The organism is Streptomyces sp. AF1A, assembly GCF_047340315.1.
Lineage (GTDB): Bacteria > Actinomycetota > Actinomycetes > Streptomycetales > Streptomycetaceae > Streptomyces.
The window spans coordinates 20,505-46,729 of the sequence record NZ_JBLEBI010000014.1 but is presented as its reverse complement, the minus strand read 5'-3'; the positions used below and the strand labels follow the sequence as shown (position 1 = coordinate 46,729).

Sequence of the window (26,225 nt, the reverse complement as noted above, 5' to 3'; positions counted from 1 at the left end):
ACGGACAGGCGGTGCTCAGGCTCCGGGGTGACCCACTGCCCGGACGACCAGGGCCACCAGATCCTCCACGAAACGTTCGTTGGGCAGTTCGCGTTCCGCCAGCAGGCGGTACACCAGCGGCGCCGCCACCAGCGTGGCCGCCGAGCGGATGTCGATGTCGGGCCGCACTTCGCCGCGTGCGATGCCGCGTTGAAGAATGCGGCGCGTCTCGGCCATCAACCGGTCCGTGTAGTCCGCGTACTCCCCGCGATCCCCGCCCGCCTCGGCGGCCGCCGCCATGAGTTCCGTCATCAGCCGCGCTGTGCCAGGCAGTCGGTACGCCGCCAGGCGCGCCGTCAGTACTGCGCGCAGCTCGGCCCGGATGTCACCCAGGTCCGGCACCGACAGCGGGCCGATGCGTGACTCGGCCGCCGCAATGATCAGGGCCCGCTTGGAGGGCCAGCGCCGGTAGATGGCGGGCTTGCTCACCCCAGCGCGCGCGGCCACGGCATCCATCGTCACCGCTTCCACACCCTGCTCGGTCACCAGCTCGATCACCGCCTCGAGGGTGTCGTCCGTGACCCGCTCCTGCCGCGGCCGCCCCGGTCCGCGTTCGGCCTTCTGTGTCTGTGCGCCGCCCATGGCTCCGAGAATACGAGGCGCCGCGAGCACCCCGTCACGCTGTTCGCTGCCGGCCCGCCCGGGCCGGGCGCGTCCAGGGGATCAGCGCCGGGACGCGCGTGCGGTAGGCGTCGTAGGCGGCGCCGAACTCACCCGCCATCAGGCGGTCCTCGATCCGGACCCGGCGCAGCAGCCAGGGGACGGCGGCCGCGAGCAGGGCGATCCAGACGCCGAAGCCGCAGGCCAGCATGGAGCCGACGACCAGGCCGAGCAGGCCGGTGTATATGGGGTGGCGGACCAGCCGGTAGGGACCCTCGGTCCGCAGTTCGTGGTGCTCCTGGACCGTCGGGACGCCGGCCCACATCGTGCCGAGCACCCAGCGGGCCCACAGCAGGAGAGCGGTCGAGGCGACGGCGAGCATACCGCCCAGGAGCGCGAGCTCCGGCTGCCAGTACTGCAGGTGGCGCCAGACGTCCCGGGAGTGCCGGACCAGCGTGACGAACACGAACACGCCCGCGACCAGCGCGGCCCGGCGCGGCAGCGCGTGGCGCAGCCCACGCAGCCGCTCCTGGCGCCCCGTCCGCCTCTTCATCCCGAAGTACGCGGCACCCACGATCCAGGCCACGACGAAGACCAGGACGCAGACGTCGGTCAGCACGACCAGTGCGTGATGAAGCGAGCTCATGCCCACAGCGTGCTCCGCTCAGGAAGTCGATCACCACCGCCCACGGGTTGAATGTGCGGTCTCCACCCGGGGATGGAGACCGCACCCCCCGGGGCCGGGGCGGACAGCCCGCCCGCGGCCCCGGGCGGGGTGGGTCAGGCCAGCACCTTCTCCAGCGCGGCCAGTGCGGAGCGCAGTTCCTCCGCCGTGATGGTGAGCGGTGGTGCCAGGCGGATCGTGGAGCCGTGGGTGTCCTTGACGAGGATGCCCTCCCGCATCAGGCGCTCGCTGACCTCGCGGCCGCTGCCGATCGCCGGGTCGACGTCGACGCCCGCCCACAGCCCGCGCGAGCGGAAGCCGACCACGCCCTTGCCGACCAGCTCGGTCAGACCGTCCCGCAGAACCACGCCCAGTTCGGCCGCCCGGCGCTGGAACTCGCCGGTCTCCAGCAACTCGATCACGGCCGTGCCGACCGCCGCAGCGAGCGGGTTGCCGCCGAATGTGGAGCCGTGCTCGCCCGGGTGCAGCACGCTCAGCACCTCGCGGCGGCCCACCACCGCCGACACCGGCACGATGCCGCCGCCGAGCGCCTTGCCGAGCAGCACCAGGTCCGGCACGACGTCCTCGTGCTCGACGGCGAGGGTGCGGCCGGTGCGGCCGAGGCCCGACTGGATCTCGTCCGCGATGAACAGGCAGCCCCTGCGGCGGGTCAGCTCGCGCACCCCGGCCAGGTAGCCGTCGTCGGGGATGATCACCCCGGCCTCGCCCTGAATCGGCTCGACGAGCACCGCGGCCGTCGTGTCGTCGACCGCCGCCTCCAGCGCGGCCAGGTCGTTGTACGGCACGATCCGGAAACCGGGCGTGAACGGGCCGAAGCCGGCCCGGGCCGTCTCGTCCGTGGAGAAGCTGACGATCGTCGTCGTACGGCCGTGGAAGTTCTCCGCCGCGACCACGATCGTCGCCTGGCCGTCCGGGACGCCCTTCACGTCGTACGCCCACTTGCGGGCCACCTTGATGCCGCTCTCCACCGCCTCCGCGCCGGTGTTCATCGGCAGCACCATGTCGAGGCCGGTCAGCTCCGCGAGCCGCTCGGCGAACCCGGCCAGCCGGTCGTTGTGGAAGGCCCGGGAGGTGAGCGTCAGCCGGTCCAGCTGGTGGTGCGCCGCCTCGATCAGCGCCGGGTGCCGGTGGCCGAAGTTGAGCGCCGAGTACCCGGCGAGCATGTCCAGGTAGCGGCGGCCCTCGACGTCCTCCACCCAGGTGCCCTCGGCCCGGGCCACCACCACCGGCAGCGGGTGGTAGTTGTGCGCCAGGACCGGCTCCTCCGCCCGGATCAGATCGTCGGACGTGCGGGTGCGCGCGGGTGCGGTCATCAGCGGATCTCCTGGGTGCAGCACTTGATGCCGCCGCCGGCCTTGTGGAACTCCGACAGGTCGACGGGGACGGGGACGAAACCGTGGTCGGCGAGGCGTTCGGCGAGCGCCTCCGCCTGGGGGGCGATGAAGACGTTCCGGCCGTCGGAGACGGAGTTCAGGCCGAACGCGAGCGCGTCCTCGCGGGTGGCGAGCACCGCGTCCGGGTACAGGCGCCGCAGCACCTCGCGGCTGCCCGGCGAGAACGCCTCCGGGTAGTAGCAGATGTTCTCGTCGTCGAGCACGAACAGCGCCGTGTCCAGGTGGTAGAAGTACGGGTCCACCAGGGTCAGGCCGATCACCGGGTGGCCCAGGAACTCCTGCGCCTCGCGGTGCGCCTCACGGGTCGTGCGGAACCCGGTGCCGGCGAGCACGTAGCGGCCCGTCCACACCAGGTCGCCCTCGCCCTCGGACACCGACTCGGGGCGGTACACGTCGTAGCCGGCCGCCTTGAACCAGGTGTCGTAGTGCGTCGACTCGGGGCGCCGCTCCGGCGCGTGGAAGAGGGAGCCGAAGACCCGGCCGCCGACCACGAACGCCGCGTTGGCGGCGAACACCATGTCCGGCAGCCCGGGGACCGGCTCGACCGCCTCGACGGTGTGCCCGTGGGCACGGTAGGCGCGGATCAGCGCCTGCCACTGCTCCTGGGCGAGATCCACGTCGACGGGGCGGTCGGGATGCATCCAGGGGTTGATCGCGTACTGCACGGCGAAGTGTCTGGGTTCACAGACGAGGAAGCGCCGAAGGCGCGGCACACGGCTTTCGGACACAGAGGGTCTCCTCCGGTTTCCTGTGTGTCACTGAGGGGTGACACCACGGTAGGAAGCGAGGGAGACGGTCGACAAGCACAGAAAGCTGCGTGGTTGCGCAGCATCGCTGCGTTGTAACGGCAGGTCGCGCACGCCTGCTGCGTGCCCGCGGCCCCTCACTCGGGGGCCGGGTGGGTGGCGCCCGCTTCCGGGCTTTCCGGGAGGAGGTGGGACAGCACCATCACGCTGATCGTCTTCCGGATGAACGGCTCGGCGCGGATCCGCTCCAGCACCTCCTCGAAGTGCTCCACGTCCCGCGCCCGCACGTGCAGCAGCGCGTCGGCTCCGCCGGTCACCGTCATGGCCGCCGTGATCTCCGGATGGTTGCGCACCACCTCCGCCAGCCGCCGGGGCGGGGCGGCGCCCTCGCAGTACACCTCGACGTACGCCTCCGTGCGCCAGCCGAGCGCCGAGGGCTTCACCGTCGCAGTGAACCCGGTGATCACCCCGGTCTCCCGCAGCCGGTCCACGCGCCGCTTGACCGCCGTGGCGGACAGCCCGATCGCCCCGCCGATCTCGGCGAAGCTGGTCCTGGCGTTCGTCATCAAAGCGGTGATGATCTTGCGGTCGAGCTCGTCGAACGACGCGGTCCTGCTGTTCATGCGGGCACTGTAACCAGCCCCGCGACGCCGGGCGCGCCTACGACTGCGTGACGATCATGGCGAGCGTCAGCAGGCCCAGCACTACCCATCCGAACCACAGCCAGCCGTTGCTGCCGAGCGCGACGGTGTAGGCCGTCACGACGACGAGTCCGCCGACCGTGAGCGCACCCATCGCCTTGGTGGAACCGTTCGTGGAACCGGGCATCGCGGCACCCTCCTCCTGGTCCGTCCCGACCATGGTGCCCCGGCTGCGGCCCGGAGGGGATACCCGTGCTGCCGCGGGCTCAGCCCTTGTGCGCGTTCAGCGAGGCCAGATAGGCGTTGTACGCCTCCAGCTCCCGGTCGCCGTCCCGGTCGGCGGCCCGGTCCTTGCGCCTGGCCTGCCGCTGCTCGGAGCTGTACCACTGGAACAGCAGCGCGATCAGCACCAGCACCGACGGGATCTCGCTGAACGCCCAGGCGATGCCGCCGGCCGCGTTCTGGTCGGAGAGGGCGTCGATGCCCAGCGAGGCGGGCGGGTGCTCGAAGGTCCCCACCATCGGGGCCGACGCCATCATCAGCGCGATGCCGAAGAACGCGTGGAAGGGCATGCCCGCGAACAGCTCCAGCATCCGCATCAGGTGACCCGGCCGGTGCGGGCCCGGGTCCACGCCGATGATGGGCCAGAAGAACACCACACCCACGGCGAGGAAGTGCACCATCATCGCGACGTGCCCGGCCTTCGAGCCCATGAGGAAGTCGAAGATCGGGGTGAAGTAGAGCGCGTACAGGCTCGCGATGAACAGCGGGATCGTGAACGCCGGGTGGGTGATCACCCGCATGTACCGGCTGTGCAGCAGCGCCAGCAGCAGCTCGCGCGGCCCCTTGCGGCCCTTGCCCGCGGCCGGCAGCGCGCGCAGTGCCAGTGTGACCGGCGCGCCGAGCAGGATGAGGATCGGCGACAGCATGCTGATCACCATGTGCTGCACCATGTGCACGCTGAACATGACCATGCCGTAGTCGTTCAGCCGGGTGCACATCATCAGCCCGACGGTCAGGACACCGACGACGTAGGAGACGGTACGACCCACCGGCCACGCGTCCCCGCGCCGTCGCAGCCGGACCACACCCCAGCCGTACAGGGCCAGCCCGAGCAGGCAGGCGACGAGGAAGAAGGGGTCCGCCGACCACTGGAGCCCCCGCCCCAGCGTGAACGGCGGCAGATCCGTCATCATGCCGTGCCCGCTGTGATCCATCCGGCTGCTCCTGCTTCATGGGGGTTGTGCGGTGTTGGTCCACAGCTGTCTGTGTCCGCACCAAGAGTAGAGCCGCCCCCGGTCGACGCCGTGACCGGGGGCGGCTTCTCCACACCCGGACGGCCGAGCCGTCCGGGCCCGCGAACTACAGCACGCACTCAGCCTCGTCGTACCGCTCGACCGGAACGGTCTTCAGCGTCTCGACGGCCTCCGCCAGCGACACCATGACGATGTCGGTCCCGCGCAGCGCCGTCATCTTCCCGAACTCGCCCCGGTGCACGGCCTCCACCGCGTGCCAGCCGAAGCGGGTCGCCAGCACCCGGTCGTACGCCGTCGGCGTGCCACCGCGCTGGACGTGACCGAGGATGACCGGCCGTGCCTCCTTGCCGAGCCGGTGCTCCAGCTCCACGGACAACTGGCGGGCGATCCCGGCGAAGCGCTCGTGACCGTACACGTCCTTGCCGCCCTCGTCGAACTCCATGGTGCCGGGCCGCGGCTTGGCCCCCTCGGCGGCGACCACGATGGCGAACCGCTTGCCCGCCTCGAACCGCTCACCGACCCTCTTCGCCAACTCCTCGATGTCGAAGGGCCGTTCGGGGACGACAATGGCGTGGGCACCGGCCGCCATCCCGGAGTGCAGCGCGATCCAGCCGGTGTGCCGCCCCATGACCTCGACGATCAGCACGCGCTGGTGCGACTCGGCGGTGGTCTTGAGGCGGTCCAGGGCCTCGGTGGCCACGGTGACGGCCGTGTCGAAGCCGAAGGTGACGTCCGTGACGGCGATGTCGTTGTCGATGGTCTTGGGCACGCCCACGATCGGCAGCCCGTTGTCCGACAGCAGGCGGGCCGCCTTCAGCGTGCCCTCACCGCCGATCGGGATGATCGCGTCCAGACCGAGCTCCTCGACGTGGCCCCTGGCCCGGGCCACGCCGTCCCGCAGGTGCTCCGGGCGGACCCGGGAGGAGCCGAGGATGGTGCCGCCGCGGGCCAGGATGCCGCCCACGGCGTCGAGGTCGAGCTTCAGATAGTCGCATTCCAGGAGGCCCTTCCAGCCGTCCCGGAAACCGATGACCTCGTCGCCGTGGTCGGCGACAGCACGGTGCACGACGGACCGGATGACGGCGTTCAGGCCGGGGCAGTCACCGCCGGACGTGAGGACACCAATGCGCATAGCCCGAATTACCTTCTCAACGTGGGCCGGGAAACCGGACCACGTTGTCCGGCGGATTCCCGGCCACCCTACCGGCGCGAGGGGGTGGCTCCGTAGCGGGCGTCCGCCTGCTGGACGCGCCCGCCCATGTGAGCGGACGGGCCGTCAGGCGGGCCCGCCACAAGCCTGCCGGAACACGCTGAAATGCCGCCGGGACCCGCCTGCGCGGGCCGCCGTGCGGCAGCGCCTACGCGGGCTGCTGCGCGGCAGCGCCTACGCGGGCTGCTGCGCGGCGGCGATGCGCTCGCTGCGCAGCGCCTCGTACCAGCGGTCGTCGATCGGCGGCAGCGCGTTGACGTCGAGCGCCAGCTTCAGCAGCAGGTCGGCGATCTGCGGGTTGCGGGCGAGGACCGGGCCGTGCATGTACGTGCCGAAGACGGTCCCGTTGTACGCGCCCTCCGTGCCGTCCCCCGTGCCGTTGCCCTTGCCGATCTGCACCCGGGCGAACGGGCGCGCGGTGGGGCCGAGGTGGGTGACGCCCTGGTGGTTCTCGAAGCCGGTCAGCTGCGGGAGGCCCAGCTGCGGGTCGATGTCCGCGAGCACGTCGCCGACGCACCGCTCGCCCTCGCCGCGCACCGAGACCACGTCGAGCAGGCCGAGTCCCGGCTCGCGCTGGCCGAGGTCGTTGATGAACTCGTGGCCGAGGATCTGGTAGCCGGCGCACACGGAGAAGACGATCGCGCCGTTCTCCACCGCCCGGTGCAGATGCCCGTCCCGGCGCAGCCGCTCGGCCGCGAGCCGCTGCGGGCGGTCCTCGCCGCCGCCGATCAGGTAGATGTCGCCGGAGGTCGGGATCGGCTGGTCGCTGCGCACGTCGAGCCGGGCCACGTCCAGGCCGCGCTGCCGCGCCCGGCGCTCCACGACGAGCGCGTTGCCCTGGTCGCCGTAGGTGCTCAGCAGGTCCGGGTAGATCCACACCAGCCGCAGTTGGTTGTCGCTCATGAGGTGATCGCCCCTTCGAAGGTCAGTTGCCGACGCGGCGGCGCAGGTCCTGGAACGCGGTGTAGTTCGCGATGACCTCGATCCGGCCCGGCGGGCACGCCTGCACGGCCTGGTCGAGGTTCTCGCAGACCTGGAAGTGCTGGTTGGCGACCTCCAGACGCACGGCGAGGTCCAGCTTGCGGTCGCCGATCACGACGATCGGGTGGCCGGTCAGCCGGGTGTAGTCGACGTCCCACAGCCAGGAGGTGTCGGTGCCGTCGGCTCCCCGTGCGTTCACGGACAGGATCACCGGGGCGGGCGGCGGGTCGATCAGGGAGAACGTCTCCAGCCAGCCGGCCGGGTTCTTCGCCAGCAGCAGCCGCAGATCACGGCCCTGGAACTGGACGACGTCGTACCGCCCGGCGACGGCCTGCACCTGGTACATCCGCTCCAGGGCGACCTGCGGCGGCACCCCGAAGACGGCTGCGACGGCCGCGGAGCTGGCCGCGTTCGCCTTGTTGGCACGGCCCGGCAGCTGCAGATGGATCGGCCAGGCGGAGCCGTGCGGATCGAGGACGTGGTCCCCGGACAGCGCCCAGGCCGGCGTCGGCCGCCGGAACCCGCACTCGCCGCAGAACCAGTCGTCACCGGGGCGCTGCATCACGCCGCCGCACGACGGGCAGGACCAGGCGTCGTCCTTCCACATCTGCCCGGCCGCGACCCAGATCACGTTCGGGGACGAGGAGGCGGCCCAGACCACCAGCGGGTCGTCGCAGTTGGCGACGATGACGGCCTTGGACCCGGCGAGGCCCTCGCGCCAGTTCTCGGCGAGCATCCGGGTCTCGGCGGCACGGTCGAGCTGGTCGCGGGACAGGTTGAGCAGGGCGATGCACTTGGGGCCGGTGTCCCGCGCCACCCCGGCCAGGTACTTCTCGTCGACCTCGATGACGCCGAACTTCGCGTCCGAGCCCCCCGCGAGCGCGGAGGTGATGCCGGCCGGCATGTTGGCGCCGAGCGCGTTCGACACGACCGGGCCCGCGGCGCGCAGCGCCTCGGCGATCAGCCGCGTGGTCGTCGTCTTGCCGTTGGTGGCCGACACCAGGACGACGTCCAGGTTCTGGGCCAGCCGCCCGAGCAGGTCGGGGTCGAGTTTGAGCGCGACCCGGCCGCCGATCACCGACCCGCTGCCGCGCCCTGCGGCGCGCGATGCCGCGGCGACCGCCTTGCCCGCGGTCACGGCCAGCTTGGCCCGCGGCGTGAGCGGGTCCGAGTTGCCTGCCATCAGTTCTCGATCCTCCTTGCGTACGCGCCGCGCCTGGGGCCATCCGGCAGCGTGGTGTGGACCTCAGCCTATCGAGATCCATTCGCACACCCGAATCGCGCCCCGCGCCTCCGGCGGCGGGCATGAGCGAAACGAACCGTACCCTTGCCGCCATGCGACACGGATCCATCCCGGGCGCCCGCGGGCGCGTCCGGCCCCTCACCCTGCTCGGCGACGGCGCGCTGCGCGAGCGGTGCCGGGACGTCACCGAGTTCGGCGCCGATCTGGCGGCGCTCGTGGAGGACTTGTTCGCCACGATGTACGCGGCCCAGGGGGTGGGCCTGGCCGCGAATCAGATCGGGGTGCCGTTGCGGGTCTTCGTGTACGACTGCCCGGACGACGAGGACGTCCGCCACCTCGGGCATGTGGTGAACCCGCGGCTCGTGGAGACGGACGGGGTCGTGATCCGGGGGCCCGAGGGCTGCCTGTCCCTGCCGGGGCTGGAGGCGGGCACGGAGCGGTACGACCACGCGGTGGTCGAGGGCCGAACGGTGACCGGGGAGCCGGTCACCGTGCACGGCACCGGCTTCTTCGCGCGATGCCTGCAGCACGAGTGCGACCATCTGGAGGGCATGCTGTACGCGGACCGTCTGACGGGCCGGCGCAGCCGCAGACTGGCCCGGCAGATCAGACGGGCTTCGTGGCACCGGTGAGGGTCGGCGGGGATCCGCTCAGAACCCCGGGCCTCCTATCCTGTCGCCGACCGCGGCGAGACGGCCCCACAGCAGATCGGCGAGGGAGCGCACCAACTCGGCCCGGCTGCAGGGGCGCTCGCCCAGCCACCAGTCCCCGGCCGCGTGCATCATCCCGACGATTCCGTGTCCCCAGACCCGGGCCAACTGCTGACTGTCCGGCCCCAGATCGACCCGCTCCTCGATGACCTGGGCCAGTTCCTCGCCCATGCGCCGCAGCAGCGGAGCCGAATGCCGGCCGACGTCGAACCCCTGGTCCCCGCTCCCGCCCCCCTCGGCCGGATGCATCAGGAACCGGTACACCTGAGGCCGGGCCTCGATCGCGGCGAGGTACGTGTCCAGCGTGGACTCGACGCGCTCGCGCCGGTCCGCGGGGGCGTCCAGCGCCGCCCGCAGCGAGTCGAGCAGCGCATCCGTGTGCCGCTTGGCGAGTGCGGCGTACAGTCCGCCCTTGTCGCCGAAGTGGCGGTAGAGGATCGGCTTGGTGATGCCCGCCTCCGCGGCGATGGCGTTCATCGACGCCTGGGGGCCGTCGCGCAGCACCACCCGGTCGGCGGCCTCCAGCAGCTCGCGCCGTCGGCGGTCGGCGGACCTCTGCTGATCGGTCCGCTGCGTGGTGTCCATGATCTCTCCCCACCCGTGCTGATTCGGTGACGCCTGCGCAAACTAACACTGTCGGTGCCCCCGGCATCGAACGGGATACCGAGACGTCATCGACGGTTGACTTTTCCTACCGACCGGTAACAGACTGGTGTTACCGCTAGTAACATCGCACCGCCGCCGCTGGAGGGGACATGGCCGAGTTCACCATGGAGCTGAACGACGAACAGAAGGAAGTCCGGGACTGGCTCCATGGCTTCGCCGCCGACGTGATCCGCCCCGCCGCCGCCGAGTGGGACGAGCGCGAGGAGACCCCCTGGCCGGTCATCCAGGAGGCCGCGAAGGTCGGCATCTACTCCCTCGACTTCTACGCCCAGCAGTACTTCGACCCCACCGGCCTCGGCATCCCGATGGCCATGGAGGAGCTGTTCTGGGGCGACGCGGGCATCGCCCTGTCCATCGTGGGCACCGGTCTGGCCGCGGTGGGCGTGCTCGCCAACGGGACCGAGGAGCAGATCGGCACCTGGATCCCGCAGATGTACGGCGACCCGAACGACGTCAAGGTCGCCGCCTTCTGCTCCTCCGAGCCCGACGCCGGCTCCGACGTGGGCTCCATGCGCACGCGTGCCGTGTACGACGAGGCCAAGGACGAGTGGGTGATCAACGGCACGAAGACCTGGGCGACCAACGGCGGCATCGCCAACGTCCACGTCGTCGTCGCCGGCGTCGACCCGGAGCTGGGCTCCAAGGGCCACGCCTCCTTCATCGTCCCGCCGGGCACCCCGGGCCTCGCCCAGGGCCAGAAGTTCAAGAAGCACGGCATCCGCGCCTCGCACACCGCCGAGGTCATCCTCGACAACGTCCGCGTCCCCGGCTCCTGCCTGCTCGGCGGCAAGGAGAAGCTGGACGAGCGGCTGGCCCGGGCCCGGGAGAAGGCGGGGAAGGGAGGCGAGCGCGTCAAGAACGCGGCGATGGCCACCTTCGAGGCCTCCCGTCCGGCGGTCGGCGCGATGGCCGTGGGCACCGCTCGGGCCGCCTACGAGGTGGCCCTCGACTACGCGAAGACGCGGGAGCAGTTCGGGCGGCCGATCATCGACAACCAGGGGGTCGCCTTCCAGCTCGCGGACATGCGGACGCAGATCGACGCCGCGCGGCTGTTGGTGTGGCGGGCCTCGTGGATGGCGGTCAACGGCAAGCCGTTCACCGCGGCCGAGGGCTCCATGTCGAAGCTGTTCGCCAGCGAGACCGCCAAGAAGGTCACCGCGCAGGCGATCCAGATCCTGGGCGGCAACGGCTACACCCGGGAGTACCCGGTGGAGCGGATGCACCGGGACAGCGCGATCTACACGATCTTCGAGGGCACGAGTGAGATCCAGCGGCTCGTCATCGCGCGCACCCTGTCCGGGATGCCCATCCGCTAGCACCGCCGGGTTCCGCGCGGCCGGCCCAGGAGTCGGCCGGCCGCGCGGAACCCCGCGCCCCTTCGGGCAGGGACGCTCACCGGTGCCTGAGCGGCGTGAGCTGCTGGATGTCGTACTTCGCCCGCAGGGCCTCGATGGCCTCCTGGTCCGGTGGGCCGCCGTCGCCGAGGATCTCCAGCAGCTCCTCGAAGTAGCGCTCGTGGTCCGGGGGCGGGCTCGCCTGGAAGAACATCTTCGCGGGCGTCTCCGTCGGGTTCGCGAACGCGTGCGGACACCCGGGGGGCACGACGATGACCGTGCCCGGGGTCGCCCGGACCACTCGGTTGCCCGAACTCGACTCCCACTTCTGCCAGTTGTCGGGGGTGCGGATGCGAGGCTCGAAGGCCAGGACGTCCAGCTCACCCTCGAGGACGTAGAAGAGCTCCTCGCTGCGGGTGTGCACATGCGCACCGACGTCGAAGCCCGGCGGGACCTCCACCTCGAAGGTCGAGGCCATCCGCGAGTGCACGCCGGTGACCTTGAACGTCACCCGCTGGGCCGGTGTCTCGACCACCCGGCCGTGGCCGGGCGGCACGAGCAGCCCGTCGACCGGTGCCAGTTCCTGGCGCGGCGGCACCGCCTGGGTCGGCGCCATGCCACGCGCCGCGGGCCCGTCGGGTGCGGCCAGTCCCTCTGTCGTCGTCATAGGTCGCTCACCACGTCAGGGGCAGGGCCCCGGGCCGGGGCGGAGTGCGGGGCGAGCCGGGTGACCGTCCTCCGGCGCACCTCGTCGTACCGGGTGACCAGCCACGCGCAGCCCTCGCCGTCGGGCAGCCGGATGCGGGTGACGGAGCCGTCGCACGTCGGCCCGCCGGGCACCGGGCCGAACCCGGTCCCGAGGGCTGCCGCCGGCCGCTGCCGGACCGGCGGCGGACCGTCGGCGAGCGCCGTGTCCGCGGACATCATCGGGCTCCGTCCCCGTTGGCCCAGCGGCCCACCGTCATCTCGGCGGTGATGCCGGGGCCGAAGCCGGCCAGCAGTCCACGCGCCCGGTCCTCGGCGCCGCCCTCGTCGAACAGCCGGCGCAGCGCGTCCAGGACGACGGCGCTGGCGATGTTGCCGTACTCGGTGAGCGTGGACCGGCTGAACCGGAAGGCGTGCGGTTCGACCTCCAGGAACTTGCTGAGGTCGTCGAGTATTCGGGGCCCGCCCGCGTGGATGATGTAGAAGTCCAGGTCGGACGCGTCCCAGCCGTGCGTGCCGGCCAGATCCTTGAGTGCCGGGGCGAGGGGCTCCATGGTGGCGGGCACCCGCTTGTCCAGCAGGAAGTGGAAGCCGGTCGCCCGGACGTCGTAGGCGATCCAGTCCTCGGTCTTCGGGATCAGATAGGAGCCGTTGCGCTCCAGCTGGACGCCCCTGCCGCCGCTTCCGCGCACCACGGCGGCGGCGATGCCGTCGCCGAACAGGCCGTTGGAGAGCAGCGAGCCGACGCCGAGGTCCGTGGGCTGGTAGCACAGCGAGCAGAACTCGCAGGCCACGATCAGCGCGTTGGCGTTCGGGTACGCCGAGCAGAAGTCGTGGGCCCGGTTGATCGCGGCACCGCCGGCCGCGCAGCCCAGCTGCGCGATGGGCAGCTGACGGGTGGTGCTCTCGAAGTCCATCTCGTTGATGAGCCAGGCCGTGAGCGAGGGCATCATGAAGCCCGTGCACGACACGTAGATGATCACGTCGATGTCGGTGGTGAGGAGCTCGGCGTCGTCGAGCGCACGCTGGATCACCGCGGGGACCCGGGCCTTGGCCTCGGCCTCGTAGAGCTTGTTGCGCTCCTCGAAGCCGGGGTGCTTGAGGGTCTCCTCGATCGGCTGCACGATGTGCCGGGTCTTCACGCCGGTGTTCTCGATGAGCCGCAGTGCGAGCGCCAGTTGAGGGTGGTCCGCGTGGCGGGAGCGCGCCAGCTCCAGCGTCTCCTCCATCGTGATCACGTGCTCCGGGACCGACACCGAGGGTCTGCACAAAGTCGCCATGAACCGTCCCTGCTTTCCGCGTTCGGGGGGCTTTGCCCACCGGCCAGAAGGTGGTTCACCTCAGGAGGTGCTGCACCCACCGTCACCCGGCGGAGCGGCGATCTCGCGTTGGGTTACTCCGAATCGGGGACCCCGGGTCCGGCTCGACGGAGGACTTCCGGCGCCGGACGAGGGAAAACGGCATGACGACCGTTAGGGCGAAGGCCCTGCTGGGGAAGGTCGCCGGCCCCCTCGCACCCCTTCCGGGCGGCCGACGGCGGTGCCGCTCGTCGAAAGCGGCGAGGCGCTTCTGAGGCCCCGTCGCACCCGCCCGGGAGCAACAAGGGGCGACGGCCGCCGGTGGCACGGCCTTGCGCCGGTCGCACGGCGCGCCCGCATCCGCCGCGTTCCTCACCACCCCGGCGACGGCGGGAGCCCGCGTCCGGTCCCCGGCTCGGCCTCGGCGCGCTCCCGCCGGGCGGCGTTGCGGCTCTTGCGACTCTTCCGGCTCTTGCGGCTCGTACGGCTCGTACGGCTCGTACGGCCAACTTCTGTGCAGAGGACGGGGGTTACCGCTGTGCGCCGCGGGGTCCCGGGACGTACGACTAGGGCGCCCCGCTGCTGTGGGCGATGCACGCCACGTCGATGCGGTCCGCCAGCTTGGCCAGCTCGATGGTCAGCGCGGCGACCGTGTCCTCGTCCAGCCCCTGCTCCCCGCCCTCGACGAGCCGCAGCCACCGTCCGCCCACGGTCCGCAGCAACTTGCTCACATCGGCCGCAGCGACCTGCAAGGTACCGCGGTCGTCGACGATCAGAGGCAGGGTCACTTCGCGGTTCACAAAAGGGGATGGTAGCTGCGCAGCGCTCACGCACCCTGCCAAACCGTGGTGATGTTGCAGAACTCCCGGATTCCGTGCCCGGACAGCTCACGCCCGTACCCGGACCGCTTCACCCCGCCGAACGGGAACGCCGGATGCGAGGCGGTCATCCCGTTGACGTACACCGAACCGGCCTCCAGGTCCCGGGCGAACCGCTCGATCTCGCTCTCCTCCCGCGTCCACACGTTCGAACTCAGGCCGAACAGCGAGTCGTTGGCGATCAGCACGGCCTCGTCCAGGTCGCCGGCCCGGTACAGCGTGGCCACCGGCCCGAACGCCTCCTCCCGGTGGATGCGCATCTCCCGGTGGATGCCGGTGAGCACGGTCGGCGGGTAGAACCAGCCCGGCCCGTCCGGGCGCCGCCCGCCGCACAGCACCTGGGCACCGACCCGCACGGCGTCGTCCACCAGCTCCTCCAGGTCGGCCCGCCCCCGCTCGCTGGCGAGCGGCCCGATGTCCGTGTCCTCCGCCAGGGGGTCGCCCATCTTCAGCGCCTTCATGCCCGCGACGAACTTCTCGGCGAAGGCGTCGTAGACGTCGGTGTGCACGATGAACCGCTTGGCGGCGATGCACGACTGCCCGGTGTTCTGCACCCGCGCGGTCACCGCGACCTCGGCCGCCCGGTCGAGGTCGGCGGAGGGCATGACGATGTACGGGTCGCTGCCGCCCAGTTCCAGCACCGTCTTCTTGATCATCTCCCCGGCGGTGGAGGCGACCGCGCGGCCGGCCGGCTCGCTGCCGGTCAGGGTCGCGGCCTTCACCCGCTCGTCGCGCAGGATGTCGTCCACCGCGGCCGAGCCGATCAGCAGCGTCTGGAAGCAGCCCGGAGTGAAGCCCGCCCGGTGGAACAGGTCCTCCAGGTACAGGGCCGTCTGCGGGACGTTGGAGGCGTGCTTGAGCAGGCCCACGTTGCCGGCCATCAGCGCGGGCGCGGCGAACCGGATCACCTGCCACAGCGGGAAGTTCCACGGCATCACCGCGAGGACGGGGCCGAGCGGGCGGTAGCGCACCCGCACCCGGGAGGCGCCGGAGTCGCGCACGTCCGCCTCGGCGGGCTCCTCGTCGGCCAGCAGCGCCTCGGCGCGTTCGGCGTACCAGCGCATGGCCTTGGCGCACTTGGCGACCTCGGCCCGCGCCTGCTTGACCGGCTTGCCCATCTCCGTGGTCATGACCCGGGCGACCTCCTGCTGGTCCTCGTCCAGCAGGTCGGCGGCCTTGTTCAGCAGGCGGGCGCGCTCGGCGAACGTGGTCGTCCGGTACGTGCGGAACGTGGCCTCGGCGAGCTGGAGCCGGCGTTCGAGCTCCTCCTCGCCCATGGGCTCGTACGTCTTGAGCGTCTCGCCGTTCGCCGGGTTCACCGTCGCGATGGGCATGGCTGACCTCCCTGGGAGCGGGCTTGCTTCGACCTTCGCGCGCGGGCGGGCAAGTCGCAACGCGAAAGTCCCCTGGTCAGCCCGAGTGCTCCGCCAGCCGGTCGAGAAACGTGGCCTGCGCCGGGACGATCACCGTCCGGGCCCGCCGGAGGCCGAGCCATTCGACCCGGTCCAGCTCGGGGAACTCCTGCACCCGGCCCGACCTCGGGGGCCACTCCATGGTGAAGGTGCCGGGGGTGAAGTCCGTGAGGTCCAGGTCCGCCTCGACGGCCCACGCCGTGACGATCTTCCCGTTCTTCTGGGCGACCTCGCCCAGCGGTACGGCCGGTCCGTCGGGCGGGGCGAGGCCCAGCTCCTCCCGGAACTCGCGCCGGGCCGCCTCCCAGGCGGGCTCGTCGCCTTCGTACTCGCCCTTCGGGACGGTCCAGGCCCCCGCGTCCTTCTTCGCCCAGAACGGCCCGCCCATGTGGCCCAGCAGAACCTCAAGTTCCTCAGGTGTGCGCCGGAACAACAGCAGTCCCGCGCTGCGCCTCGTGGAACGCACCGTCACGGTGTGACCTCCGGATGGGCTGCCAGTAGGGCCTCCACCGTATCGGCCTCCTCCGGGCGCTTGTCCTCGCGATAGCGGACCACGCGGGCGAAGCGCAGGGTGACGCCGGCCGGGTAGCGGGAGGAGCGCTGGAGGCCGTCGTAGGCGATCTCCACGACGAGTTCGGGGCGGACCCTGACCAGCCAGCCGTCGTCCTCGACCTGCAGTTCCCGGAGCCTGTCGGTCTGCCAGGCGAGCATGGCGTCGGTCATGCCCTTGAAGGTCTTGCCGAGCATGGCGAAGCGCCCGTCCGCGGTGCGGGCGCCGAGGTGCAGGTTGGAGAGCCTGCCGGTGCGGCGGCCGTGGCCCCACTCGGCGGCCAGGACCACCAGGTCGAGGGTGTGGACGGGCTTGACCTTCAGCCAGGAGGCGCCGCGCCGGCCCGCGCTGTACGGCGCGTCCAGCGCCTTCACCACCACGCCCTCGTGGCCCCGGGCCAGCGTGTCCTCCAGGAACCGCTCCGCCGCCGGGATGTCCTGCGGCCCGGCCGCCACCGTGCGCCGCACCCGCATCGGCTCGGGCACCAGCCGGGCCAGCTCCGCGTGCCGCCCGGCGAACGGCAGGTCGAGGAGGTCGCTGCCGTCGACCGCGAGGGCGTCGAAGAAGACCGGGGAGACCGGGACCTCCTCGGCGGCCCTCGCCACGTCCGTGCGGGAGCCCACCCGGCCGGCCGTCTCCTGGAAGGACCGGGGCCGGCCGGCGGCGTCGAAGGAGATCACCTCGCCGTCCAGGATGAAGCGCGCACCCCGCAACTCCAGGGCGGCGGCGCGCACTTCGGGCAGCCGGTCGGTGATGTCGTCCAGGGTGCGGGTGTGGATGCGGACCGTGTCGCCGTCCCGGTGGACCTGGACCCGGATGCCGTCCAGCTTCTCCTCCACCGCGCAGGCGCCCAGCTTCTCCACCGCCTCGGCGACCGAGGAGGCGCTGTGCGCCAGCATCGGCAGCACCGGGCGGCCGACGGTGAGCCGGAACCGGTCGAGCGCGCCGAGCCCCTCGCCGAGCAGGGCCTGGGCGACCGTCTGCAGCGACCCCGAGAGCATCACCGCCCGCCGTACGTCCGCCGGGTCCGCGCCGGTCGCCCGGGCGAGGCCCTCCACCGCGACCGCGTCCAGCGCGCCCTGGCGGACCTCGCCGGTGAGCAGGCCGCGCAGGAAGCGCTGCTCGTCCTCGGTGGCCGCGCCCATCAGCCCGCCGACGAGCCGGGAGCGTTCGGCCTGCGAGCCGGGGCCGGAGACCTTGCCCAGCTCGCTCAGCAGGGCGTCCACCTCGCGGACCGTGAGCGCGGGTGCGGCGGCCGGCGGCACCGGGCGGCCCAGAACCTTCCAACCGACGCCGAGCCGGCCCTGCGGGAGCCGTCCGGCCAGGTACGGGATGACGATCGGCACGTCGTCCGCGTCCGCCTCCCGGAACAGCTCGGCGAGCAGTGCGATCTTCCGGGACCGGGCCGCGGTCGCGGCCACCTCCCGGGACACCTGGGCGAGCCGGATGAGCAGCATGCCCTCAGAGTGCCCCAACGCTCCGCCGGGTGCTCGGTGCCTGTTCCGCGGGTACGTTCGGCCGGCCCCGCGGATTTCCCGCGTTCTTTCGGGGGCCGCGGTGTGCGGGCCTACCCTTCGCGGCTCGGCTCCGGTAGGTGCGGCTGCGGCTGCGCGTGTGGGCCGGTGTCCTGCCTGCGGGTGCGTTGTGGCCGCAGTTCCCCGCGCCCCTGTGGCCCGCCGTTCCCGCTGTTACCCACGCTGCGTCGAGAGGCTGCTGTCCAGGGCGGTCATCAGCAGGTCGGCGTTGATCGCCGCGCCCACACGGTAGCCGCGGCTGGCCGCGTTCACCACCTGCTCGGCGAACCCGCTCGCGTTGCCCGCCGCCCACAGGCCGGGCACGCTCGTCAGGCCCCGCTCGTCGATCACCGGGTAGGCGCCGAACGGCGTCTCACGCAGTTCGGCGCCGAGCCGGATCAGCAGCTCGTTGCGGGGGACGGCGCGTGGGGCGACGTACAGCACCTCGCGGTCGTGGACCGTGCCGTTTGCCAGCCGCACCCCGGTGAGCCGGTCGCCGTCGACGACGAGCCCCGCGACCTCGCCGGGCACCACCGCGACCCCGGCGGCTGCCAGCCGGCGCAGGTCGTCGTCGCTCAGCTCCGCCTCCCGCACCCGGTGCAGGAAGAACCGCACGTCCTTGGACCACTGCGTGACCATCAGCGCCTGGTGGACGCTCAGCGGGGAGGCGGCCAGCACCCCGGTCGGCCGGTCGCGCAGCTCCCAGCCGTGGCAGTACGGGCAGTGGACCACGTCCCGGCCGAACCGCTCGGCCACCCCCGGCACCGGCGGCAGCTCGTCCTTCAGGCCCGTCGCGATCACCAGGTGCGGGGCCCGTACGGTCCCGCCGCCCGCGAGCACGGCGGTGAACTCCGCGCCGTGCCCCTCGGCGCCGTCCCTCTCCACGTCCAGCACCCGCTCCCGGACCAGCTTCACCCCGTACCGGGCGATCTCCTCCCGGCCGGCGGCCAGGAACTCGGCGGGGGACATGCCGTCCCGGGACAGAAAGCCCTGCATGTGCGCGGACGGCGCGTTGCGCGGCTCGCCGGCGTCCACGACCAGCGTGCGGCGCCGGGCCCGGCCCAGGACCAGCGCGGCGGACAGGCCGGCCGCACCACCTCCGACGACGATCGCCTCGTACTTCTCGGTCACAGTGACCACCTCCACGCCCGACGGTCGCCCGCCCGGGGCGCGATTGACAAACCTGTTTGCCGAAACTGCAATATCGGTATGACGACCGACGACGTTCTCGCGGAGGTGGGTCCCCGGCTGCGGCGGATCCGCAAGGAGCGGGAGGTGACCCTGGCGGCGCTGTCCGAGGCCACGGGCATCTCCGTCAGCACGCTCTCCCGGCTTGAGTCGGGCCTGCGCAAGCCCGGCCTGGAGCTGCTGCTGCCGATCGCCCAGGCGCACCAGGTCCCGCTCGACGAGCTGGTCGGCGCCCCGCCGGTCGGCGACCCGCGGGTGCGGGCGAGGCCGCTGAAGCGGCACGGCCGCACGTTCTGGCCGCTGACCCGCCAGCCGGGCGGCCTCCAGGCCTTCAAGGTCGTCGAACCCCGGCGCAGGCAGGAGCCGGAGCCGCGCATCCACGAGGGCTACGAGTGGCTGTACGTGCTGTCCGGGCGGCTGCGGCTGGTGCTGGGCGCGCACGACGTCGTGCTGTCGGCCGGGGAGGCGGCCGAGTTCGACACCCGGGTGCCGCACTGGTTCGGGTCGACGGGGGAGGGCCCGGTGGAGTTCCTCAGCCTGTTCGGTCCGCAGGGGGAGCGGATGCACGTACGGGCGCGGCCCCGGCAGACGTGATGCGCGTGACGGTTCCCCGATCGGCAAGCGACCGCTTAGTATGCCGTCGGAACCCGGTCAGACGAAGCAGTCCCGTGGAGGCCCCGCATGCAGGCATGGCAAGTGCACGAGAACGGCGAGCCGAGCGAGGTGATGCGCCTGGCGGAGGTGGAGCCGCCCACGCCCGGTGACGGCCAGGTGCGCCTGCGCGTGCGTGCCGCGAACATCAACTTCCCGGACGCGCTGCTGTGCCGCGGCCAGTACCAGGTGCGCCCGCCCCTTCCGTTCACGCCGGGCGTGGAGATCTGCGGCGAGACGGAGGACGGCCGCCGGGTGATCGCCAACCCCGCGCTGCCGCACGGCGGCTTCGCCGAGTACGCCCTCGCCGACGCCCGCGCCCTGCTGCCCGCGCCCGAGTCGCTGGACGACGCCGAGGCCGCAGCGCTGCACATCGGCTACCAGACGGGCTGGTTCGGCCTGCACCGCCGGGCCCACCTGGAGGCGGGCGAGACGCTGCTGGTGCACGCCGCGGCCGGCGGCGTGGGCAGCGCCGCCGTACAGCTCGGCAAGGCGGCCGGCGCCACCGTCATCGGCGTGGTCGGTGGCGCCGACAAGGCCGCCGTCGCCCGCGAGCTGGGCTGCGACGTGGTCGTGGACCGGCGCGGCGAGGACGTCATCGCGGCCGTGAAGGAGGCCACCGGCGGCCGGGGCGTCGACGTGATCTACGACCCCGTCGGCGGCGAGGCCTACGCGCAGTCCGCCAAGCTCGTCGCCTTCGAGGGCCGCATCGTCGTCGTCGGCTTCGCGAGCGGCACCATCCCGAGCCCGGCGCTCAATCACGCGCTGGTGAAGAACTACGCGATCCTCGGCCTCCACTGGGGCCTGTACAACACCAAGAACCCGAAGCTGATCCAGCACTGCCACGAGCAGCTCACCGGGCTGGCCGCGCGGGGCGCGATCAAGCCGCTGGTGAGCGAGCGGGTGCGGCTCGACGAGGCCGCCGCCGCCGTGCAGAAGGTGGCCGACGGCCGGTCCACCGGCCGGATCGCCGTGGTCATGGAGGAGGCAGCATGATCGACGCCGGCGAACTGCGCCGCCGCACCCAGGAGTTCCTGACCGAGCATCCCCCCGCCCGCACCGAGCGCCTGGACTTCCTGCGGGCCCGCTTCGACGCGGGCCTCGCCTGGGTCCACTACCCGGAAGGACTCGGCGGACTGGGCGCGCCCCGCCATCTGCAGGCCGTCGTGGACGCCGAGCTGGAGGCCGCGGGCGCGCCCGACAACGACGCGCGCCGCAACGGCATCGGGCTCGGCATGGCGGCGCCGACCATCCTGAAGTACGGCACGGAGGAGCAGAAGCAGCGCTATCTGCGGCCGCTGTGGACGGGGGAGGAGGTCTGGTGCCAGCTGTTCAGCGAGCCCGGCGCCGGCTCCGACCTCGCCGCGCTCGGTACCCGGGCCGTCCGTGAGGGCGACGACTGGGTGGTCAACGGGCAGAAGGTGTGGACGTCCGGCGCCCACAACGCCCGCTGGGCCATCCTCATCGCGCGCACCGACCCGAGCGTGCCCAAGCACGCCGGCATCACCTACTTCCTCTGCGACATGACGGACCCCGGCGTCGAGGTCCGGCCGCTGCGCCAGATCACCGGCGAGGCCGAGTTCAACGAGGTCTTCCTCACCGACGTCCGCATCCCCGACTCCTGCCGCCTCGGCGAGGTCGGCAACGGCTGGCGGGTCGCCCAGACCACGCTGAACAACGAGCGCGTGGCCATCGGCGGCATGCGGCTGCCCCGCGAGGGCGGCATGATCGGACCCGTCGCGAAGACCTGGCGCGAGCGCCCCGAGCTGCGCACCCACGACCTGCACCAGCGGCTGCTGAAGCTGTGGGTCGAGTCCGAGGTCTCCCGGCTCACCGCCGAACGTCTGCGCCAGCAGCTCGTCGCGGGGCAGCCCGGCTACGAGGGCTCCGGCATGAAGCTCGCCTTCGCCCGCCTCAACCAGGAGATCAGCGGCCTGGAGGTGGAGCTGCGCGGCGAGGAGGGCCTGTTGTACGACGACTGGACCATGCGCCGCCCCGAACTGGTCGACTTCACCGGCCGCGACGCCGGATACCGCTATCTGCGCGCCAAGGGGAACAGCATCGAGGGCGGGACCAGCGAGGTCCTGCTGAACATCGTCGCCGAGCGCGTCCTGGGCCTGCCCGCCGAGCCGCGCACCGACAAGGACGTCGCCTGGAAGGACCTCGCCCGATGACGGACCTGCTGTACTCCGAGGAGGAGGAGGCGCTGCGCGCCGCCGTCCGCGACCTGCTCGCGGACCACTGCGCCCCGGCCGACGTGATCACCCGCACCGAGTCGGGGACCCCGCACGACCTCGCCCTGTGGAAGCTGCTCGCCGACGGCATGGGTCTCGCCGGTCTCCTGGTCCCCGAGGAGCAGGGCGGCCAGGGCGCCTCCCACCGGGAAGTCGCCGTCGTCCTGGAGGAGCTGGGCCGGGCGGTGGCCCCCGTGCCCTACCTCACCAGTGCGGTCGTCGCCACCGAGGCCGTGCTCGCCTGCGGCGACGCGCAGCTGCTCGGACAGCTGGCCTCCGGGCGCACCATCGGCGCCCTGGCGGTCGGGCTGCACACGGCACCGGGCGCCGCCGTCACGTCCGCGCGGGTCGAGAACGGCACCCTGCACGGGGAACTGACCGGCGTCGCCGACGCGGCCGTCGCGGACGTGCTGCTGGTTCCGGCCGACGACGCGGGCCTGTACGCCGTCGCCCGTGACGCGGTGACGATCACCCCGCAGGTCGCCCTGGACCTCACCCGGCCGCTCGTCACCGTCACCCTCGACGGTGTGGCCGGCAGGCGCATCGGCGACGCCGAACCCGCCGTACGCCGGGCCCTGCGCGCCGCCGCCGGACTGCTCGCCTCCGAGCAACTGGGCGTCGCCGACTGGGCGCTGACCGAGACGGTCCGCTATCTGAAGGAGCGCAAGCAGTTCAACCGGCCGGTCGGCGGCTTCCAGGCGCTCAAGCACCGGCTGGCCCAGCTGTGGCTGGAGGTCGTGAACCTCCGGGCCGCCGCCCGGGCCGCCGCGGACGCCCTGGCCACCGGCGAGGACACCGACGTCTCGGTCGCCGTCGCCCAGGCGTACGCCTCGCCCGTCGCCGTCCACGCCGCCGAGGAGGGGCTGCAGCTGCACGGCGGGATCGGCATGACCTGGGAACACCCGGTGCACCTGTATCTGAAGCGGGCCAAGGCCGACTCGATCGCCTACGGCACCGCGGGCGCCCACCGCGAGGCCCTGGCCGCCCTGGTCGACCTCCAGGCGCCCTGACCCACGGCGCACAAGAGCCCGCCTCACGCGGGGCGGGCTCTTGTACGCGCGCAACCGGTGATGTGAATACAGGGCCACCTTCCCGCGAGGCGCGAGGCGGACGCCCTGTGGCTCACCACCGGCGGCCTCCCCGGCCCGCGGGCCTTCCTGGACGCCCGCCCCTCCGCGTAACACCACACGATCGGAGGACATGTCAGCCGCCCGGACGGCCCCTCCGCTACGCCACACTTGCGGCCGGACGCCGCTCGTGGGCGTGGCGGAGGAGGTTCCCGATGGCAATTTCCATCTCTGCGGTACTGCTGCTCCTGATCCTGGCCGTGATCTTCATGCGCAACGGCGCCCTGAAGATCTCCCACGCCCTGGTCTGCATGCTGCTCGGCTTCTACCTGGCCGGCACGGGCATGGCGCCCACCATCCACAGCGGGCTCACCGCGACGGCCGACCTGGTGAGCAGCCTGCGGCCCTGAGGCGGGCCGGCCGGCTCAGCCGGTCTCGAAGACGCCGACCCCGTTCGCGACGGGCCGCTCGGCGCCGCCGCTCGGGTGGTTGCGCACCGTCACGGAGGCCGCGCCCGGGTCCCGGCTGACCAGCTCGCTCGAGCCGCCGCCGTCGAGGTTGAACGCGTCGGCCGCGCCCAGGGAGCGCATGGCCGCCGCCTCCTCGGCGACCGTCATTCCGCTCCGGTAGGCCGCGGCCCCGTCCAGCACCAGGATCAGCAGCTGCCGGCCGCCGCTCCGGAAGCCGACCACCGTGCGCACCGTCGAGGTGACGTCGTCCAGCCCGGGCAGCGCCCTGCCGTCGCGCAGCACCGGGAAACCGCCGATGGCGAATGCGTACGGAACCCTGGACGCGGCCGCGACCAGCGTGTGGGTGACGGTCACCGGGTCGCCGACCGCCAGCTTGCGCAGCCGTCGCGCGCCCTCCTCGCGGCCCAGCAGGACCGTGGTCCCCGCGGGGATCGAGCCGCTGCCCGGGGTGCCGGACGCGGAGACCACCCGGCCGCCTCGCACCTTCACCTCGTAGGTGTCGGTGCTGCACCCCGCCGCCCGGTTCGTGTCGGTGCCGCAGGCGGCGCGCATCCGTGAGGCGCTGCCCCAGCGGGAGGTGAAGGCGCCGACGGAGTTCTCCGGGAGCGCGTACTGGTTGAGGCCCCTGAGCGGCAGCCGCCCCTGCGGTGTGCTCACCGAGCCGGCGAGCGAGAGGCGGTCCATGCGGGCCCGCCGGTCTGTGCCCACACCGAAGACGTCCCGAGTGTCCGTGCCCGGCGGCAGCGCGGGCCCGAACCGCTGGCCGTCCGGCACCGCCGCCTTGAGGACCTGCCCGTCCGCGACGGCCGGCCCGACGGACGCGCCGGTGGCCTCGACGCCCGGGTGCTGCGCCTCGGTGATGTCGAAGAAGTCCCCGTTCACGCCCGCGACCGCCCCGGCGGAGTCCGCCAGCCGGGAGACCGTGGCCCGGGCCGCCACCGCGCCTGGGTGCAGCAGGCCGACGCGGACGTGCGGATCGGCCAGGTCGATCGTGAGCAGATGGTCGTGCGCCGTGCCCGCCGCGGTGCGCACGTCGAACTGCCGGTAGGTGACGCCCGGCGCGATCCGCTGGCCGGCGGGTGCGGCGCCGGCCGGCGCCGCACCCGCCACAGCCGCGCCGACGAGCACGCCGAACGCCGTGGCCACCGTGAGAACCGCTCTGCCCGCTGCCGAACGTGTGTGACGTCTCGCCACCGCACTCCCCCTGGAGGTCCGTCAACTGCCCTTGTTTTCAAGGGCAGTGGAGCAGACCGGAGGCGGCGGGCGGGCGGACTAGGCGTCGACTACGCGAGAACGAGTGAGAAAACGCACTCCCTCGGGTGCTTCGAGGGAGAATCCGCTGCCGCGCCCGGGGACGACGTCCACGATCAGCCGGGTGTGGCTCCATGCCTCGTACTGGCTGCGGGACATCCAGAAGGTGACGGGCTCCGCCACGCCCGCCACGGACAGCTCGGCCAGCAGCACGTCGGAGCCGCCGGTGCGGAACTCGCCGTCCGGGTAGCACATGGGCGCGCTGCCGTCGCAGCAGCCGCCGGACTGGTGGAACATCAGCGGACCGTGCTCGGCGCGCAGCCGGCGCACCAGGTCCGCGGCACGCGGGGTGAGTTCGACGCGGGGGACTTCCTCTTCCATGGGCACCGTCCACAAGAGCCGGGGTCGGGACCCGCCCCAGTCTCACCGGTCGTCGGCGGTCCGTCCAGAACGCGTCCTCGCCGCCCGCCCGGTCGGCGAGGGCCGACGCCGACCGCGTGTCCGTCCGGGTCCCGGACGGAGAACCGGCGCACGCCCCGCTCCTCGTCGGCCGGCGGATGCATGATCCGCGCGCCGCGCTCCCGCATCGCCGCGTACGCCGCGTCGATGCTCACGTCCGGGGTGACCGGGGCAGCGCGGTCCTCCGTTACGACGCTCGGCCGGCGGCCCGGTCCGCGGGGAAGGCGGGCATCACCACCCGGCCGAGGTCCACGACCGCCTCGCGCCCCGGGGCTCACCGCGCGGGTTCACCGCGGGGAACGGCGCCGTTCGCGGCGTGCCCGGCGGGCCTCGATCAGCAGGGGCAGCATCGACAGCACGACGACCACGGCGACCAGTGGCAGCAGATAGTCGTCGACGTGGGGGACGGAGGCACCGAGGGTGTATCCGGCCAGGACGAGGAACTGCGACCAGAGCACCCCGCCCACGCACTGCCACACGGTGAAGGTCCGCGTGGGCACCCCGAGCGCACCGGCCACCGGGTGCAGGACCGTCCGCAGCAGCGGCACGAACCGGCCGATCACCAGCGCCTTGCCGTAGCCGTACCGAGCCAGCAGCTCCTCGGCCCGGACCGCCGCCGACTTCAGCCGCTTGCTGGACGAGCGTGCCAGCAGGGCCCGGCCGCCGTGCCGGCCGATCAGATAGCCCACCTGGCCGCCGGCCACCGCCCCGACGGCCGCGCACAGCAGCACCTGCCACAGCGCCAGCCGGGGCGGCTGGCCGGCGCTGCCCGCGCACAGCACGCCGGCCGGGAACAGCAGCGTGTCGCCGGGCAGGAAGAAGCCGACGATCAGGAGGCCCGACTCCGCGAAGATCACCACCAGCACACCGAGTGCGCCGAAGGCGGCCAGCACCGAGGTGCTGTTCATCGGGTTGACGGCGATCACCGGCCGGACCTCCTGGCGTCCTCGCGAGGCTGCTGCTCACCAGGATCCCGTGCCCAGCGGCGCTGCGCCTGCGCCCTGTCACGGGGAACCGCCGGCAACGGGCCGGGGCAGCGCCGA

Annotated in this window: 30 protein-coding genes; 7 read left to right on the top strand and 23 right to left on the bottom strand. The window is 72.6% G+C overall.

Annotated elements, in window-relative coordinates; genetic code table 11:
• Positions 1-15: 15 nt before the first annotated feature.
• The 10 genes from ACLU3S_RS07180 to ACLU3S_RS07135 all read right to left on the bottom strand — a co-directional run bounded on the left by ACLU3S_RS07180 (position 16) and on the right by ACLU3S_RS07135 (position 8,735).
• Positions 16-621 (bottom strand): TetR/AcrR family transcriptional regulator, encoded by a 606-nt coding sequence (locus ACLU3S_RS07180; protein ID WP_413950906.1) that lies wholly within the window; start codon positions 619-621, stop codon positions 16-18.
• A 34-nt stretch (positions 622-655) separates the two neighbouring features.
• Positions 656-1,285, bottom strand: coding sequence for a methyltransferase family protein (locus ACLU3S_RS07175; protein WP_413950905.1), 630 nt, complete (start codon positions 1,283-1,285; stop codon positions 656-658).
• A 134-nt stretch (positions 1,286-1,419) separates the two neighbouring features.
• Positions 1,420-2,637: an ornithine--oxo-acid transaminase gene (gene rocD, locus ACLU3S_RS07170; protein WP_413950904.1), complete on the bottom strand. Its 1,218-nt coding sequence runs from the start codon at positions 2,635-2,637 to the stop codon at positions 1,420-1,422.
• On the bottom strand, positions 2,637-3,446 hold the full coding sequence (ddaH, locus tag ACLU3S_RS07165) for a dimethylargininase (RefSeq protein ID WP_413950903.1): 810 nt from the start codon (positions 3,444-3,446) through the stop codon (positions 2,637-2,639). Before ddaH ends, rocD begins: the two co-directional genes overlap by 1 nt.
• A 155-nt stretch (positions 3,447-3,601) precedes the next feature.
• On the bottom strand, positions 3,602-4,087 hold the full coding sequence (locus tag ACLU3S_RS07160; RefSeq protein ID WP_413950902.1) for an Lrp/AsnC family transcriptional regulator: 486 nt from the start codon (positions 4,085-4,087) through the stop codon (positions 3,602-3,604).
• A 37-nt stretch (positions 4,088-4,124) separates the two neighbouring features.
• The gene (locus tag ACLU3S_RS07155) at positions 4,125-4,292 is read right to left on the bottom strand and encodes a hypothetical protein (protein WP_351607810.1); all 168 of its coding nucleotides are present in this window, start codon (positions 4,290-4,292) and stop codon (positions 4,125-4,127) included.
• A gap of 79 nt (positions 4,293-4,371) precedes the next feature.
• Positions 4,372-5,322, bottom strand: a complete 951-nt coding sequence (locus ACLU3S_RS07150; RefSeq protein ID WP_413950901.1) for a cytochrome c oxidase assembly protein — start codon at positions 5,320-5,322, stop codon at positions 4,372-4,374.
• Between the two features lie 145 nt (positions 5,323-5,467).
• Positions 5,468-6,493: a 6-phosphofructokinase gene (locus tag ACLU3S_RS07145; protein ID WP_413950900.1), complete on the bottom strand. Its 1,026-nt coding sequence runs from the start codon at positions 6,491-6,493 to the stop codon at positions 5,468-5,470.
• A 252-nt stretch (positions 6,494-6,745) separates the two neighbouring features.
• Complete coding sequence (locus ACLU3S_RS07140) at positions 6,746-7,474, bottom strand: type 1 glutamine amidotransferase (protein WP_413950899.1); 729 nt, start codon at positions 7,472-7,474, stop codon at positions 6,746-6,748.
• A 22-nt stretch (positions 7,475-7,496) separates the two neighbouring features.
• The gene (locus ACLU3S_RS07135; protein ID WP_413950898.1) at positions 7,497-8,735 is read right to left on the bottom strand and encodes a MurT ligase domain-containing protein; all 1,239 of its coding nucleotides are present in this window, start codon (positions 8,733-8,735) and stop codon (positions 7,497-7,499) included.
• A gap of 152 nt (positions 8,736-8,887) precedes the next feature.
• Between ACLU3S_RS07135 and def the strand changes: the two genes are divergently transcribed.
• Positions 8,888-9,427, top strand: coding sequence for a peptide deformylase (gene def / locus ACLU3S_RS07130; protein ID WP_413950897.1), 540 nt, complete (start codon positions 8,888-8,890; stop codon positions 9,425-9,427).
• An 18-nt stretch (positions 9,428-9,445) separates the two neighbouring features.
• Here def and ACLU3S_RS07125 read toward each other — a convergent pair whose 3' ends face one another.
• A complete protein-coding gene (locus ACLU3S_RS07125; protein WP_413950896.1) occupies positions 9,446-10,090 on the bottom strand; it encodes a TetR family transcriptional regulator in 645 nt (214 codons plus the stop codon).
• 170 nt (positions 10,091-10,260) lie between these two features.
• Here ACLU3S_RS07125 and ACLU3S_RS07120 point away from each other — a divergent pair, with 170 nt between their 5' ends.
• Positions 10,261-11,487 (top strand): acyl-CoA dehydrogenase family protein, encoded by a 1,227-nt coding sequence (locus tag ACLU3S_RS07120; RefSeq protein ID WP_413950895.1) that lies wholly within the window; start codon positions 10,261-10,263, stop codon positions 11,485-11,487.
• A 76-nt stretch (positions 11,488-11,563) separates the two neighbouring features.
• On the opposite strand, the gene ACLU3S_RS07115 is transcribed toward ACLU3S_RS07120, so the two are convergent.
• From ACLU3S_RS07115 to ACLU3S_RS07080, 8 genes are all read right to left on the bottom strand, one after another.
• On the bottom strand, positions 11,564-12,121 hold the full coding sequence (locus ACLU3S_RS07115) for a cupin domain-containing protein (RefSeq protein ID WP_413950942.1): 558 nt from the start codon (positions 12,119-12,121) through the stop codon (positions 11,564-11,566).
• A gap of 47 nt (positions 12,122-12,168) precedes the next feature.
• A complete protein-coding gene (locus ACLU3S_RS07110) occupies positions 12,169-12,432 on the bottom strand; it encodes a hypothetical protein (RefSeq protein WP_413950894.1) in 264 nt (87 codons plus the stop codon).
• Positions 12,429-13,490 carry a type III polyketide synthase gene (locus ACLU3S_RS07105; protein ID WP_413950893.1) on the bottom strand — a complete coding sequence of 354 codons (1,062 nt, stop codon included), beginning with the start codon at positions 13,488-13,490 and terminating at the stop codon, positions 12,429-12,431. The genes ACLU3S_RS07110 and ACLU3S_RS07105 overlap by 4 nt, the downstream gene beginning before the upstream one ends.
• 584 nt (positions 13,491-14,074) lie before the next feature.
• Complete coding sequence (locus ACLU3S_RS07100) at positions 14,075-14,308, bottom strand: DUF6213 family protein (RefSeq protein ID WP_413950892.1); 234 nt, start codon at positions 14,306-14,308, stop codon at positions 14,075-14,077.
• A 26-nt stretch (positions 14,309-14,334) separates the two neighbouring features.
• Entirely contained in the window at positions 14,335-15,720 is a 1,386-nt protein-coding gene (locus ACLU3S_RS07095) for an NADP-dependent succinic semialdehyde dehydrogenase (protein WP_413950891.1), read from the bottom strand.
• 76 nt (positions 15,721-15,796) lie between these two features.
• Complete coding sequence (locus ACLU3S_RS07090; RefSeq protein WP_413950890.1) at positions 15,797-16,270, bottom strand: NUDIX domain-containing protein; 474 nt, start codon at positions 16,268-16,270, stop codon at positions 15,797-15,799.
• A complete protein-coding gene (locus tag ACLU3S_RS07085) occupies positions 16,267-17,805 on the bottom strand; it encodes an ATP-dependent DNA ligase (protein ID WP_413950889.1) in 1,539 nt (512 codons plus the stop codon). The genes ACLU3S_RS07090 and ACLU3S_RS07085 overlap by 4 nt, the downstream gene beginning before the upstream one ends.
• 231 nt (positions 17,806-18,036) lie before the next feature.
• A complete protein-coding gene (locus ACLU3S_RS07080) occupies positions 18,037-18,993 on the bottom strand; it encodes an NAD(P)/FAD-dependent oxidoreductase (RefSeq protein ID WP_413950888.1) in 957 nt (318 codons plus the stop codon).
• Between the two features lie 78 nt (positions 18,994-19,071).
• Between ACLU3S_RS07080 and ACLU3S_RS07075 the strand changes: the two genes are divergently transcribed.
• The 5 genes from ACLU3S_RS07075 to ACLU3S_RS07055 all read left to right on the top strand — a co-directional run bounded on the left by ACLU3S_RS07075 (position 19,072) and on the right by ACLU3S_RS07055 (position 23,412).
• Positions 19,072-19,644 carry a helix-turn-helix domain-containing protein gene (locus tag ACLU3S_RS07075; RefSeq protein ID WP_413950887.1) on the top strand — a complete coding sequence of 191 codons (573 nt, stop codon included), beginning with the start codon at positions 19,072-19,074 and terminating at the stop codon, positions 19,642-19,644.
• 87 nt (positions 19,645-19,731) lie between these two features.
• Positions 19,732-20,697 (top strand): NADPH:quinone oxidoreductase family protein, encoded by a 966-nt coding sequence (locus ACLU3S_RS07070; RefSeq protein WP_413950886.1) that lies wholly within the window; start codon positions 19,732-19,734, stop codon positions 20,695-20,697.
• Positions 20,694-21,875 (top strand): acyl-CoA dehydrogenase family protein, encoded by a 1,182-nt coding sequence (locus ACLU3S_RS07065; RefSeq protein WP_413950885.1) that lies wholly within the window; start codon positions 20,694-20,696, stop codon positions 21,873-21,875. The genes ACLU3S_RS07070 and ACLU3S_RS07065 overlap by 4 nt, the downstream gene beginning before the upstream one ends.
• Positions 21,872-22,945, top strand: a complete 1,074-nt coding sequence (locus tag ACLU3S_RS07060; protein ID WP_413950884.1) for an acyl-CoA dehydrogenase family protein — start codon at positions 21,872-21,874, stop codon at positions 22,943-22,945. Before ACLU3S_RS07065 ends, ACLU3S_RS07060 begins: the two co-directional genes overlap by 4 nt.
• A 272-nt stretch (positions 22,946-23,217) precedes the next feature.
• Positions 23,218-23,412, top strand: a complete 195-nt coding sequence (locus ACLU3S_RS07055; RefSeq protein WP_413950883.1) for a hypothetical protein — start codon at positions 23,218-23,220, stop codon at positions 23,410-23,412.
• Positions 23,413-23,427: 15 nt separating this feature from the next.
• On the opposite strand, the gene ACLU3S_RS07050 is transcribed toward ACLU3S_RS07055, so the two are convergent.
• From ACLU3S_RS07050 to ACLU3S_RS07035, 4 genes are all read right to left on the bottom strand, one after another.
• On the bottom strand, positions 23,428-24,618 hold the full coding sequence (locus ACLU3S_RS07050) for a phosphodiester glycosidase family protein (protein ID WP_413950882.1): 1,191 nt from the start codon (positions 24,616-24,618) through the stop codon (positions 23,428-23,430).
• Between the two features lie 126 nt (positions 24,619-24,744).
• Entirely contained in the window at positions 24,745-25,104 is a 360-nt protein-coding gene (locus ACLU3S_RS07045) for a DUF779 domain-containing protein (protein WP_413950881.1), read from the bottom strand.
• The gene (locus tag ACLU3S_RS07040; protein ID WP_413950880.1) at positions 25,020-25,337 is read right to left on the bottom strand and encodes a VOC family protein; all 318 of its coding nucleotides are present in this window, start codon (positions 25,335-25,337) and stop codon (positions 25,020-25,022) included. Before ACLU3S_RS07040 ends, ACLU3S_RS07045 begins: the two co-directional genes overlap by 85 nt.
• A 132-nt stretch (positions 25,338-25,469) precedes the next feature.
• Entirely contained in the window at positions 25,470-26,108 is a 639-nt protein-coding gene (locus ACLU3S_RS07035) for a DedA family protein (protein WP_413950879.1), read from the bottom strand.
• Between the last annotated feature and the right edge of the window lie 117 nt (positions 26,109-26,225).